Genomic DNA, 12,525 nt, shown 5'->3' with positions numbered 1-12,525 from the left:
CTTGTCAGTATTCATATCTAAATGAATAACCGCAACCGGTTACAGTAACCGGTTGCGGCGAATGTGAAGGAGATCCAGAAATTGGAAAGATTCTTGATTATCTATCAGGGATATTTACACTTTGCGAAGCTTGTGACAGATTTTTAACAAGCCTTAATCAGGAGATTCCAATGAGTCTGCAGTCCGTGCGGCAGTTTTTTGCTGACCGCGCCCCCGATATCGAAATCATCGAACTTAATCAGAGTACGGCCACAGTAGCGTTAGCCGCGGCGGCGCATAACGTTGAACCCGGACAAATAGCAAAAACCCTCTCTTTAAAAATAAAGGAAAGGGTCGTACTTGTTGTCGCAAAAGGCGATGCACGCCTGGATAATAAAAAACTCAAGGAAGCATTCGGCGCTAAAGCGCGCATGCTGAGTAGCGATGAGGTCATTACGTTAACCGGACACCCCATTGGCGGCGTTTGCCCTTTTGGCCTGGAAGTTCCGCTGGCAGTGTATTGCGATATTTCATTAAGACAGTATCCGGAAGTGCTTCCAGCAGCAGGTTCAATACATAGCGCCGTTCGCATTTCACCCGAGCGAATGGCGCAGCTGACGGATGCTACATGGATTGACGTTTGTCTTTAATAGACGATTAGCACTACTGGGCAAGGCGCATTACCCTGGCATCATCATTGTTTGCCGATAAGCGCATTAATATATCAGCCGCGCTCAGTAGTCCCATATCAGAACTGACGCCCAGCTTGGTCATGGCATTAAATTTATGCGCCCGAATCGTTTTAATATTGCGCTCCAGCTGTGTCGCAATCTCAGGCAACGAATAGCCATAAGACATATAGCGCAGGATGGTATGTTCCGTCGGGCTCAGAATTTGACTACACATGCCCTGCTTTTGGTTTAGCGAGCTTTCATTTGCCGGGCCGCTGCGTTCGAGAAGCTGCAGCAGATGTTCCTGCAGCTGTAGCCGACAGGCTGATTTATTCAAAATGCCGTGCAGGCGTGAAGGCGTCAGATGGCTAACCAGACGCATTTCAGCTTCATCATTGGCTAAGACAATTCTTTGCATTTCAGGGCAGTAGCGTGCAATCTCATGAAGAAAGAGTAAGCTTTCAAGCCGGGATCGGCGGTTACCTGAAAGAGAAAAAATAATCGCCGAAAAATCTTTAGACTGGAACTCCCGCTTTAATGCCTGAGTATCTTTAAAGAATTGAATGCGATAATTCTTACCACTTTCATTAATTAAAATGTGGCGAAGGGCCACTTCCGTCATCGCACATTTCTCTACGATAGCGACATATCGTGCTGTGAGGTCTTTTTCCATTCAGTTTGATCTCCATAGGCTGAATAAATATTCAGCTCCTTCATTCCCTGTGCACTATTAATCCAGGCATACATCTCTGCATTGCTACGCAAAGACAAGCGGCGCATAGCACTATTTTTCTGCGCACTTATAGTTTTATTGCTCTTCTTCAATAAAGCAGCAATTTGATTAATTCCCCATCCTTTAGCGAGAAGCCGCAACACTTTTCGCTCAGAAAGCGTCAGAATGACCATTTTTTGCTGTTCGTCACCGATGTGTTCCACTTCAGGAGAGAACAATGTCTGGCTGATTCGCTCGGCGGCAAGCCCACCCGCGCGAACCACTTCGATGAGACGTTTTACCGGCTCACTGTCTGAAATTAATGTGCTTTCAGGCCGCATTAATAATTCAACCGCTAATGGGAAACAGGCGCTTCCTACCATAAAGACCCAGTGTATATCCCTGTATTGCGTCATTAAGGAGTAGTAGTGTTCACAAATATTTCTTGGATTCTCTATTTCACCGGATAAATCTGCAATAACCAGTACTGCGCGCCGCAGTTGCAGCAGGGTGAGCTCATCCTGAGAACGGCAAAAACTCAGTTCATAATCGGGTAGATGCTCCCCAACAATGGCCTTCAAGCCGGACTGCATAACCGGTATTCTGCTGATAATAATGCCGAACTTACCCTGTCCTGGTAACATAAACCCTCCGCTTCCTGTCGAAGATTCACGACCGGCAGAAAAACAATTGGATGAATAACTTAATAGCCATCATATTATTTTGCCAAAATGAATCTTTATCGTCCCTGGCGAACACGCGGTACCGCGCTCTAAAGCCAATTTATATTATAGGGAGTAACATATTGCTGTTATCCCCGCCAATGATTAACATTAACACAGGTAGTTGTCAGCAATAAATTAGAAATGATTAAAAGCTTCGTTAGATACGCTAACTTAAGATATATTTAATAAATCTTTTTTCATTTTATTTTGTTCCTAAATGCTTTAGGAGATTCGCCGTTATAACGACGAAAGAAACGAGAAAAATAGGCTGCATCAGTAAATCCTAAATAATCAGAAAGTTGTGCAATCGTCATGCTGGTGTATTGCAGATTGCGACGCGCCTCAAGCATCAATCTTTGATGTAATACTCCCAGCGCGCTGCAGCCGTAGAATTCATGGCATAAATAATTCAGATGCGTTGCAGAAACGCCCGCCAGCTTTGCATAAGCGGCTAAGGGCATATGTTCGCGATAATGACTTTCTATCAGTCGAGAAAAATGACGCATGACGCTACGCTTGCGCTCAGCTTTGTCTGCCGTTATCGGCTGCGGGCGATGCTGCCGGTTCAACCACACCAGCAGCGCTCCCAGCAGGGAATGCAGCATCATTTCACGCGCGTCATACTCTTCGCGATACTCTTCGCGCAAAGCGGTGAACAGCGCCCGAATATGGCTCCGCGACACCTTGACCGGCACGCATCGCGGCTGGCCGAGTACATCCAACTGACTGGCAAACTGACTTTCGAGACTTCCGAGCAGCGGCAGCGCCAGCGACAAGACGTAGCCTTCCGTACCCGGGGAAAAACGAAAACCATGAATACACAGCGCCGGAACGATCTGAATACAGGACTCCCTCATCACGGTCGTCGTACCTTCGATTTCAATTTCCGCCTGCCCTTTGTGCAGATATAGCAGCTGCACCAGCTCTGCGTGCTGATGCAGGCGGATATGCCATTCATAAAGATGGCTCCGCTGGAGTATCGACTCGCAGTGCAGCAGATCGGGCGTCGGCCAGCCCTGCTCTTCGCCATACAGTTTGAAAACGGGAATGGTACTCACTGCCTGCATCGGGACTCCTGAACGGTTTCTCTTTATGCCACGCGCTCCATCGGCAAACCGACATAGTTTTCAGCGATCGTGGTTAATCCGGCGCGTGAGCCAAGATAATAACGCCGATCCGCCGCCTGCATTTTTCTCTCGAACTCGCTTTGTTGCGGGAAATCATGCAGCAGACGGGTCATAAACCAGCTGAATCTTTCGCCTTTCCATACCCTATCCAGCGCAAAACGAGAGTAGCTCGCCAGCAGGTCAACGCGACCATGGTGATAATATTCACGGAGGATGCGCCATAAATAGTTCACATCGGACGCCGCGAGATTCAATCCTTTTGCCCCGGTAGGCGGTACGATATGCGCCGCATCCCCCACCAGAAACAATCTGCCGTACTGCATCGGCTCCACCACATAGCTGCGCAGCGGCGCGATGCTCTTCTCGAGTGAGTGACCAGTCACTAACTTGCTGGACAGCTCTTCAGGGAGGCGGCGTTTGAGTTCATTCCAGAAACGCTCATCAGACCATGCCTCAACCTTTTCACTGAGCGGGACCTGGAGGTAATAACGGCTCCGAGTTAGTGAGCGCTGACTACAAAGAACAAACCCGCGTTCGTGGTGCGCGTAAATAAGCTCCGGGTTCACCGGCGGCGTATCGGCCAGCAGCCCCAGCCAGCCAAACGGCCAGACGCTTTCGTACTCTTTCAGCACCCCAGGAGGAATACTTTGACGGGACACGCCGTGAAAGCCATCGCAGCCGGCGATAAAGTCGCACTCTAAGCGGCAGTGTTCGCCATTGCTGATAAAAGAGACCGATGGTCGATCGCTCTTTGCCTCATTAATAGTGACTTCGCTGACGCCATAAATCGTCGCCGCCCCGCATTCCGCCCGCGCGGCCATCAAATCCCGCGTCACTTCAGTCTGGCCATAAACCATCACGCTTTTGCCCGCCGTCAGTTCCGTCAGCGCAACCGGTACCCGCTTGCCCTCAAACAAAAATTCGACGCCATGATGCACCAGGCCTTCAGCCTCCATTCGCCGGGCGGCGCCGGCTTCGCGCAGCAGCTCTACCGTTCCGCTTTCCAGAATGCCCGCGCGGATCCTCCCCAGCACGTACTCAGGAGTCTGTCGCTCAAGGATGACGGTTTGAATCCCGGCGTGATGTAACAACTGCCCCAGCAGGAGTCCGGATGGGCCAGCCCCGATAATCGCCACCTGTGTTTTCATAGCATCGCCTCAGCATGGTTAATTATTTGTTTGTTTTTTGTTTATTAAAAGTTTGAATTTGCATTTTTGATAAGTCTGGCGGGAAAAAGAAGGGAGAAATTGGTGCAAAAATTGTACTTTTCACCAATCTTGCGGAAGTGTGGCGGAGTTCAAATTTCAGCGCCCCCCAGGATGCGACGGTTTTTTACACATTGTTTGATCCGGACCGCTCAGATAAAACGCAACTTCAGGTAAAAGTATCGCCAGACACTACGGCATCGGGCATCACGGACAGCAGGTATCTATGCAAGCAGATCGGGCAACTCAGCGCGCAATCACGCGATTGTGCATTCAATGTGGTCTTTTCTTATTACAACACGGAGCGGAAAGCGCGCTGGTAGAGGAGCTTTCAACCCGCCTGGGCCTGGCGCTGGGGATGGATAGCGTGGAAAGCGCCATCTCTTCTAATGCGATTGTTCTCACCACCATCAAAGATGGCGAGTGTCTGACGTCGACGCGGAAAAACAGCGATCGCGGCATCAACATGCACGTCGTCACGGAAGTTCAGCATATTGTGATTATGGCGGAACATAAACTGCTGGATTATAAAGACGTCGAAAAACGCTTCGCCCAGATCAAGCCGCTGCGCTATCCACGCTGGCTGCTGGTTTTAATGGTCGGCCTCTCCTGCGCCTGCTTTTGCAAGCTTAACAACGGCGGCTGGGACGGCGCGCTGGTCACTTTCTGCGCCAGCACGGTAGCGATGTATATTCGCCAGGTCCTGACTCATCGCTCCATGCATCCGCAAATCAACTTCTGCCTCACCGCCTTTGTCGCAACCACCATCTCCGGACTGATGCTGCGCCTGCCGGCTTTCGCCAGCACGCCGACGATCGCGATGGCCGCCAGCGTGCTGCTGCTGGTACCCGGCTTTCCGCTGATCAATGCGGTTGCCGACATGTTTAAGGGACATATCAACACCGGCCTGGCGCGCTGGGCAATCGCCAGCCTGTTAACCCTCGCGACCTGTATTGGCGTGGTGATGGCGATGACAATGTGGGGGCTACGCGGATGGGCATAATCATTTATCTCTACGAACTGGCGCTGGATATGGTGCTGGCCGCCATCCCTGCCGTTGGGTTTGCGATGGTATTCAACGTTCCGCAGCGAGCGCTGCGCTGGTGCGCCCTGTTGGGGGCTATCGGCCACGGCTCGCGCATGGTTATGATGACGGCAGGTTTTAATATTGAATGGGCGACGTTTATGGCCGCCCTGGTGGTTGGCAGCATCGGCATCCAGTGGTCGCGCTGGTATCTGGCTCACCCGAAGATTTTCACCGTTGCTGCGGTAATCCCGATGTTCCCGGGCATCTCCGCCTATACCGCGATGATCTCTGCGGTGAAAATCAGCCATTTTGGTTACTCGGAAGAGATGATGATTATGCTGTTAAGCAATTTTCTTAAGGCTTCGTCTATCGTTGGTGCATTATCCATCGGGCTTTCTATTCCGGGACTTTGGCTGTATCGCAAGCGTCCGCGCGTCTAGCTAACCGCGCCGCCGGTTTGCCCGCGGCGCTCCTTCCTGAGCGACCTCTATGCTACTATGTGTGCAGCTCCCCCTCTCTTTTTAGTTGTTCAGAGTTGAGATTGATTTATGTCTTCACGAATATTAACTACCGATTTTAGCGGTCTGGATGACTTCATGCAGGATCACGCGGCGGTGCTGGCAAAATCCACCGCCGGCGCCGTCGCCGTATTTGCCAACAACGCGCCCGCATTCTATGCGCTGACGCCGGAGCGTCTGGCGCAGCTGCTGGAGCTGGAAGCCAAATTATCGCGCCCTAATAGCGATATTGCGCTGGATGCGCAGTTTTTTGACGAGCCGACGGCGGCCCCCGTTGCGGTACCGATGGGTAAATTTCCGATGTATGCCGACTGGCAGCCGGATGCCGATTTCCAGCGTCTGGCCGCGCTGTGGGGCATCGCCCTCAGCCAGCCCGTCACGCCGGAAGAGCTGGCGGCATTTGTCGCTTACTGGCAGGCGGAAGGTAAAGTCTTTCATCATGTCCAGTGGCAGCAGAAGCTGGCGCGCAGCGTGCAGATTGGCCGGGCCAGCAACGGCGGCCAGCCGCGACGGGATGTCAACGCGATTAGCGAACCCGATAACCATATTCCACGAGGATTCCGAGGATGAGCATGAAAAATGTCGGCGATTTAATGAAGCGCCTGCAAAAGATGATGCCAGCCCATGTCGAACCCGCGTTCAAGACAGGTGAAGAGCTGCTGGCGTGGCAAAAAGAACAGGGCAAGCTGCGCTCTGAGGCGCTGGAACGCGAAAACCGCGCCATGAAAATGCAGCGTACCTTTAACCGCTCCGGCATCCGCCCGCTGCACCAAAACTGTTCGCTGGATAACTACCGGGTTGAGTGCGAGGGCCAGATGATTGCGCTGTCCAGAGCGCGCCAGTACGTTGAGGAGTTCGACGGCAATATCGCCAGCTTTATCTTCTCCGGAAAGCCGGGTACCGGAAAAAACCACCTTGCCGCCGCTATCTGCAACGAGCTGCTGCTGCGGGGGAAATCGGTATTGATTATCACCGTCGCCGATATTATGTCAGCGATGAAAGATACCTTCGGCAACCGGGAAACCAGCGAAGAGCAGCTACTCACCGATTTGAGCAAGGTCGACCTGCTGGTAATAGACGAAATCGGTATGCAAACGGAATCACGCTACGAGAAGGTCATCATTAATCAGATTGTCGATCGCCGCTCTTCGTCAAAGCGCCCAACCGGTATGCTGACGAACAGCACCATGGACGAGATGAACAAACTGCTTGGCGAGCGCGTAATGGACCGTATGCGGCTGGGCAATAGCCTGTGGGTCAATTTTAACTGGGAAAGCTACCGCGATCGCGTAACCGGAAAAGAGTATTAAGATATTTCTGAACACCGCCAGCGTTATAATCTTTGCATGTTCAGCCACGGCGAAGAGTACGTCTATGAAATCTGCAAAAACGTTGTTCCGCACGGCGATAGTGGCCGGCGCTTTATTCACCTTCGGCGCCCACGCCACCTCCTGGCAGGATTCGCTCTCCAGCGCAGCAAACCAGCTCAGCAGCCAGAACGGTAGCCAGCAAAGCGGCGGGATGTCCCTCTCTTCGCTGACCGGTTTGCTCAACGGCGGCAACCAGTCGTTGACCTCCAGCAGCATGAATAATGCCGCAGGGATTATGTCTTATTGCGCGAAACAGAAGCTGGCTTCAGTCACCAATACTGAAAACATCAAAAATCAGGTGCTGGATAAACTGGGTCTCAGCACGCCGGAAAAACAAAAAGAAGACACCAGCTATCTTGAGGGTCTTCAGGGTTTGCTGACCAGCAAAGATGGCCAGCAGCTGAATCTGAACAACCTTGGCAGCAGCCCGCTGGCGGAAAAAGTCAAAACCAAAGCCTGCGACCTGGTCTTAAAACAGGGCGTGAGCTTCCTCTCCTGATTTATCTTCTTAATGCCGCGTTTGGCGCGTTACCCTGGCCAACGCGGCGGCAACGGCTGTTTTTTAACATCTTTACCCGGAATCCCCTGGCTGACTGGATGTGAAGCAGATCAAAAACGGCGATTTCTAAACCAATTCTGAACCACAGCACAAATTCATGACGTTACAATTGCGGCAATATTGCGCTGCAATTACAGTGTAGCGTGGAAAAAGATCTATCTGGCCAGCAGACAACTGGCGTGAATGAGGATGAGCTGTGTCAGAGTTGTTATCCATCGCCCTGTTTCTTGCCTCGGTGATGATTTATGCATTAAAAGCCGGTCGTAATACCTGGTGGTTCGCCGCCACGCTCACGGTACTGGGCCTGTTCGTTATTCTGAATATTACCCTCTACGCCAGCAATTACTTCACAGGCGATGGTATCAATGACGCGGTACTTTATACGTTGACCAACAGCCTGACGGGCGCTGGCGTGGGCAAATATATCCTGCCTGGCGTTGGGCTGGTCGTGGCGCTGGTCGCGGTATTTGGCGCACTCGGCTGGGTGCTCCGCCGCCGCCGGCATCACCCTCATCATTTTGGCTACAGCCTCGTGGCGCTGGTTCTGGCGCTGGCTTCAGTGGATGCCAGCCCCGCTTTTCGCCAGATTAGCGAGTTGGTTAAATCCCAGTCCCGCGATGGCGATCCTGACTTCGTGGCTTACTACAAAGAGCCATCAAAAAGCATCGCCAATCCGCAACTGAACCTGGTGTACATCTACGGCGAAAGTCTGGAGCGCACTTATTTTGATAACGACGCCTTCCCGGACCTGACGCCGGAGCTCGGTAAACTCAAAAGCGAGGGGCTGGATTTCAGCAATACCGCCCAGTTGCCCGGTACCGACTACACGATTGCCGGAATGGTCGCCTCTCAGTGCGGGATCCCACTGTTTGCGCCGTTTGAAGGCAACGCCTCGGCCTCAGTTTCCAGCTTTTTCCCGCAGAATATCTGCCTTGGGGATATCCTGAAAAACTCGGGTTATGAGAACTACTTCGTACAGGGCGCGAATCTGCGCTTCGCCGGAAAAGATGTCTTCCTGAAGTCTCACGGCTTCGATCATCTGTACGGCGCGGAAGAGCTAAAAACCACGGTTGCCGATCCGGCCTATCGTAACGACTGGGGCTTCTACGATGATACGGTGCTTGATGAAACCTGGAAAAAATTCGAAGCGCTTTCGCAGTCCGGTAAACGCTTCTCGCTGTTTGCTTTGACGGTCGATACTCATCATCCGGATGGTTTCATCTCCCGAACCTGCCAGCGCAAAAGCTACGACATGGACGGCAAAAAGAATCTTTCCTTTAGCGCCGTCTCCTGCAGTCAGGAGCACATTGCGGCGTTAATCGAGAAGATTAAAGCTTCTCCGTGGTTCAAAAATACGGTCATCGTGGTGTCATCCGATCACCTGGCGATGAAAAACAGCGCCTGGGATTATCTGAATAAGCAGGATCGCAGCAATCTGTTTTTCGTCCTGCGCGGCGATCAACCCCAGCAGGATACGCTGGCCGTCAAACGTAATACCATGGATAACGGCGCGACGGTGCTCGATATTCTCGGCGGCGATAACTTTATTGGCCTTGGCCGCAGCAGCCTTTCCGGAGAATCGCTCTCCACTGTGTTCCTCAATATGAAAGAGAAAGTGCTGGCGTGGAAGCCGGATATCATCCGCCTGTGGAATTTCCCCAAAGAGATGAAGAACTTCACCGTTGATGCGCAGAAAAATATGATCTCCTTCTCCGGCAGCCATTTCCGCCTGCCGCTGCTGCTGCGCATCTCCGACAAACGCGTTGAGCCGCTGCCGGAAAGCGAATACTCCGCACCGTTGCGCTTCCAGCTGGCCGATTTCGCGCCGCGTGATAATTTCGTCTGGGTCGACCGCTGCTACAAGATGGGTCAGCTGTGGTCGCCGGAAGTGGCGCTCTCCACCGACTGGTGCGTATCGCAGGGCCAGCTGGGAGGCGAACAGAAAGTCCAGCGCGTCGACAAAGCCCAGTGGCAGGGTAAAACCGCGTTCAAAGATACCCTTATCGATATGGAGCGTTATAAGGGCAACGTCGATACGCTGAAGATTGTAGATAACGACATTCGCTATAAAGCCGACAGCTTCCTGTTCAACGTTGCCGGCGCGCCGGAAGAGGTGAAGCAATTTAGCGGTATCTCTCGACCGGAAACATGGGGGCGATGGTCTAACGCTCAGCTCGGCAGCGAAGTGAAAATTGAATATAAGGAGCCGCTGCCGGAGAAATTCGATCTGGTGATTACCGCCAAAGCCTACGGTCCGAATGCCAATAAGCCGATTCCGGTACGGGTAGGCAGCAGCGAACAAACGATCGTCCTGGCTAATGATGTCACCACCACTACCCTACATTTCGATAATCCGTCGCGTAGCAGTACGTTGACGATTGCGCCGCCGGACCCGCAGTCCACGAACGAGGGCAATATTCTCGGCCACTCCCCGCGTCAGTTGGGCATCGGTATGGTTGAAATCAAAGTGGTGAAAAGCGAAGGGTAGCCCCTTCCACCCGGCGGCTTTTGCGCCGGGTCGCGGTGACTGGGTGCGGATATTAGCTATGCAGCGGCTTTAACTCATCCGCTGAGAGCCCGGTAATCCGCTGAACCGTCTCGGTATCTAAACCGTTTTGCAGCATACTGCCGGCAATGCGCAACGCTTCCCGCCGGCTACCTTCCTGCAGACCTTCCAGGCGCCCTTCTTGCCGGCCTTCCTGTATCCCTTCCTGCTTGAGTTTTTGAGCGATAGACATCAACCTCTCCTCATATTGTGGCAGACGGCGGGCCAACCGGCGGAGAAACACGCTCGGATCGGCGGTGTTGCCGTACTGCAGCATATAATGAAACAGCACTCTCAACTGCCTGCGGTTAGTGTATCCCAGCATGACAAGGGTCGCCAACGACTCCGTAATCCCGCTGAGATCGCGCTGGCGAATATGCTTTTGCATCAGTTCCAGCAGCGCGACCCGCCGGTGCTGAACAATTTCATCGTCCGGTATCACCGTCACATCAACCAGCGGAAACGGACAGGCATACAGCGTCCTCGCCATCTGCGGGTCGGCAAATTCGTCCAGCCAGTTCAGGGAAAAGGGATAGGGGCTGGTCGCACCGTGATAAAAAAGCATCGGCACCACCAGCGGTAGCGTTTTGTGCCCGGCGTCGAGATGACGCTGCATGGCGGCAATCGCATAGCGCATCAGGCGAAAAGCCATATGGTTATCCGGCGAGCTCTGATGCTCTATCACCACATACACATATCCCAGGCCGCAGGGGGTTTGTACCGACCATAGTACGTCCGAGTACCAGGCGCGCAGATCTTCATCGACAAAGCTCGCCGGTTCCAGCCGCAGGGTAGAAAAATCACATCGCTGACGGATCGCTTCCGGCAGGTGCAGCGTGAGAAAATCATTCGCCGTTTCCGGGTGGCGAAGAAATCGCTTAAAAACCGCATCATGCGGCGTTGAGGTCATCCGTTTTTTCATGGCCGTCCGCTTGCCAGAAAGAGAAGGAAAGCCGGACTCTACCATCAGTTTTTGACCCGTTGGGTTTGACGATAATTTTCTGGGAAGCGCCTCGGAGAATAGCGCGGCGGCCAGCCGGGCTGGCCGCCATCAGCATAGCTTAGTAATCAAACTGACGATAATAACGACGGATATTAAGGTCGTGTCCGGTATGATGTTCGAAGTGGGCCGCCAGCCGGTCCACCAGCAGAGTAGAAACGACACACGGCGCCATGATCCAGCGGAAAGCATCATCAATACCGTTCAGCGGATAGTCACGCGGGTCGATAACCACCAGGTGGTCGGTGATCTTCGCAGCAAAGCGCTCAACGCGCTCATCCAGCGCCCGACATTTACCCTCGCCTTTCACCAAGAACAGGGGGACCTCTTTTTCCAGTAACTCCAGGGTGCCGTGGAAAAACTCAGCCGAACTCACCGACTTGGTCCGCTTCCACTGCATCTCTTCGAGAATACACATCGAGAACAGATAAACCTCGCCCCACATTTCCGCCCCGCCGATCCACATCATATAGTCGCAGCCGTGATACTGAGCGGCAATTTTATCCGCCTGCGGATCGAACTGGCGTTTGGCCTGCAGAAGATTTTCCGGCAGCAACTCCAGCTGGCTGGCAAAACGATCGTAATGGGCGAAATCGCCGTGACGATAAATGACGCGGAAGAATAACCAGTAGAGCAGCATATATTCATATTCCACGCCGTTCTTGTGGCACATCGGAATATGCCAGCTCGCCGCCTCAGCTAATGGCGAGTCGGCATTACGGGTAATGGCCACGACGCGAATCCCCTGCGCTTTGCACCATTCGGCAATGGCCACCGACTCTTTGGTATCGCCGGATTTGGATAACGTCACCACCACCGCATCTTTATTTAATTTTTTATGCCCGCGATGGATTAATTCCGCCGCCTGCTCAAGATAAACCGGCACGCCGGTTAATTCTTTAGCAAACTCATTAATTGCCATCATCGGAGCTAAAGAACCGCCTACCGAGGCGAAAAATAAGGCGCTGCAGCCGCTGTGATAAATATCGTCGGCGACGGCTTCCGCCTGTTTGCGCGCAGCGATGATTTCGCGAGCACTGGTCAGGTACTCGTCCTGATTAAAACCCAACATAGTTTTCTCCTGAAT

Annotated in this window: 13 protein-coding genes; 7 read left to right on the top strand and 6 right to left on the bottom strand. The window is 52.8% G+C overall.

What is annotated here, in order from left to right; translation table 11 throughout:
• The first annotated feature begins 170 nt into the window (after nucleotides 1-170).
• Complete coding sequence (locus K2184_RS18685; protein ID WP_004108482.1) at nucleotides 171-629, top strand: YbaK/EbsC family protein; 459 nt, start codon at nucleotides 171-173, stop codon at nucleotides 627-629.
• Nucleotides 630-642: 13 nt separating this feature from the next.
• On the opposite strand, the gene bglJ is transcribed toward K2184_RS18685, so the two are convergent.
• From bglJ to pobA, 4 genes are all read right to left on the bottom strand, one after another.
• A complete protein-coding gene (gene bglJ, locus K2184_RS18680) occupies nucleotides 643-1,323 on the bottom strand; it encodes a DNA-binding transcriptional activator BglJ (RefSeq protein WP_004108483.1) in 681 nt (226 codons plus the stop codon).
• Entirely contained in the window at nucleotides 1,284-2,006 is a 723-nt protein-coding gene (locus K2184_RS18675) for a helix-turn-helix transcriptional regulator (RefSeq protein ID WP_004108484.1), read from the bottom strand. Before K2184_RS18675 ends, bglJ begins: the two co-directional genes overlap by 40 nt.
• A gap of 278 nt (nucleotides 2,007-2,284) precedes the next feature.
• Nucleotides 2,285-3,154 carry a helix-turn-helix domain-containing protein gene (locus K2184_RS18670; RefSeq protein WP_163525706.1) on the bottom strand — a complete coding sequence of 290 codons (870 nt, stop codon included), beginning with the start codon at nucleotides 3,152-3,154 and terminating at the stop codon, nucleotides 2,285-2,287.
• A gap of 23 nt (nucleotides 3,155-3,177) precedes the next feature.
• Nucleotides 3,178-4,362, bottom strand: a complete 1,185-nt coding sequence (gene pobA / locus K2184_RS18665; protein ID WP_135800639.1) for a 4-hydroxybenzoate 3-monooxygenase — start codon at nucleotides 4,360-4,362, stop codon at nucleotides 3,178-3,180.
• Between the two features lie 283 nt (nucleotides 4,363-4,645).
• Here pobA and K2184_RS18660 point away from each other — a divergent pair, with 283 nt between their 5' ends.
• The 6 genes from K2184_RS18660 to opgB all read left to right on the top strand — a co-directional run bounded on the left by K2184_RS18660 (nucleotide 4,646) and on the right by opgB (nucleotide 10,381).
• The gene (locus K2184_RS18660; RefSeq protein ID WP_004108487.1) at nucleotides 4,646-5,422 is read left to right on the top strand and encodes a threonine/serine ThrE exporter family protein; all 777 of its coding nucleotides are present in this window, start codon (nucleotides 4,646-4,648) and stop codon (nucleotides 5,420-5,422) included.
• Nucleotides 5,413-5,886, top strand: coding sequence for a threonine/serine exporter (locus K2184_RS18655; protein ID WP_004108488.1), 474 nt, complete (start codon nucleotides 5,413-5,415; stop codon nucleotides 5,884-5,886). Before K2184_RS18660 ends, K2184_RS18655 begins: the two co-directional genes overlap by 10 nt.
• Nucleotides 5,887-5,994: 108 nt before the next feature.
• Nucleotides 5,995-6,534, top strand: coding sequence for a primosomal protein DnaT (gene dnaT / locus K2184_RS18650; protein WP_004108490.1), 540 nt, complete (start codon nucleotides 5,995-5,997; stop codon nucleotides 6,532-6,534).
• A gap of 2 nt (nucleotides 6,535-6,536) precedes the next feature.
• The gene (dnaC, locus tag K2184_RS18645; protein WP_024273697.1) at nucleotides 6,537-7,274 is read left to right on the top strand and encodes a DNA replication protein DnaC; all 738 of its coding nucleotides are present in this window, start codon (nucleotides 6,537-6,539) and stop codon (nucleotides 7,272-7,274) included.
• 64 nt (nucleotides 7,275-7,338) lie between these two features.
• On the top strand, nucleotides 7,339-7,833 hold the full coding sequence (locus K2184_RS18640) for a DUF2501 domain-containing protein (RefSeq protein ID WP_004108494.1): 495 nt from the start codon (nucleotides 7,339-7,341) through the stop codon (nucleotides 7,831-7,833).
• 256 nt (nucleotides 7,834-8,089) lie between these two features.
• On the top strand, nucleotides 8,090-10,381 hold the full coding sequence (gene opgB / locus K2184_RS18635) for a phosphatidylglycerol--membrane-oligosaccharide glycerophosphotransferase (protein WP_049128123.1): 2,292 nt from the start codon (nucleotides 8,090-8,092) through the stop codon (nucleotides 10,379-10,381).
• Nucleotides 10,382-10,433: 52 nt separating this feature from the next.
• On the opposite strand, the gene K2184_RS18630 is transcribed toward opgB, so the two are convergent.
• A complete protein-coding gene (locus K2184_RS18630) occupies nucleotides 10,434-11,360 on the bottom strand; it encodes an Rpn family recombination-promoting nuclease/putative transposase (protein WP_017145046.1) in 927 nt (308 codons plus the stop codon).
• Between the two features lie 139 nt (nucleotides 11,361-11,499).
• Entirely contained in the window at nucleotides 11,500-12,510 is a 1,011-nt protein-coding gene (locus K2184_RS18625) for an SIS domain-containing protein (protein WP_004108499.1), read from the bottom strand.
• Nucleotides 12,511-12,525 lie beyond the last annotated feature (15 nt).

Source organism: Klebsiella sp. K5-306 (assembly GCF_051835185.1).
Lineage (GTDB): Bacteria > Pseudomonadota > Gammaproteobacteria > Enterobacterales > Enterobacteriaceae > Klebsiella > Klebsiella oxytoca.
The sequence above is the reverse complement of the archived record's forward strand: the minus strand, read 5'-3'. Positions and strand labels throughout refer to the sequence as shown.

Coding starts and splice junctions, on each gene's coding strand:
- K2184_RS18685 (WP_004108482.1), top strand. CDS start 171: ATGAGTCTGCAGTCCGTGCGGCAGTTTTTTGCTGACCGCGCCCCCGAT.
- bglJ (WP_004108483.1), bottom strand. CDS start 1,323: ATGGAAAAAGACCTCACAGCACGATATGTCGCTATCGTAGAGAAATGT.
- K2184_RS18675 (WP_004108484.1), bottom strand. CDS start 2,006: ATGTTACCAGGACAGGGTAAGTTCGGCATTATTATCAGCAGAATACCG.
- K2184_RS18670 (WP_163525706.1), bottom strand. CDS start 3,154: ATGCAGGCAGTGAGTACCATTCCCGTTTTCAAACTGTATGGCGAAGAG.
- pobA (WP_135800639.1), bottom strand. CDS start 4,362: ATGAAAACACAGGTGGCGATTATCGGGGCTGGCCCATCCGGACTCCTG.
- K2184_RS18660 (WP_004108487.1), top strand. CDS start 4,646: ATGCAAGCAGATCGGGCAACTCAGCGCGCAATCACGCGATTGTGCATT.
- K2184_RS18655 (WP_004108488.1), top strand. CDS start 5,413: ATGGGCATAATCATTTATCTCTACGAACTGGCGCTGGATATGGTGCTG.
- dnaT (WP_004108490.1), top strand. CDS start 5,995: ATGTCTTCACGAATATTAACTACCGATTTTAGCGGTCTGGATGACTTC.
- dnaC (WP_024273697.1), top strand. CDS start 6,537: ATGAAAAATGTCGGCGATTTAATGAAGCGCCTGCAAAAGATGATGCCA.
- K2184_RS18640 (WP_004108494.1), top strand. CDS start 7,339: ATGAAATCTGCAAAAACGTTGTTCCGCACGGCGATAGTGGCCGGCGCT.
- K2184_RS18630 (WP_017145046.1), bottom strand. CDS start 11,360: ATGAAAAAACGGATGACCTCAACGCCGCATGATGCGGTTTTTAAGCGA.
- K2184_RS18625 (WP_004108499.1), bottom strand. CDS start 12,510: ATGTTGGGTTTTAATCAGGACGAGTACCTGACCAGTGCTCGCGAAATC.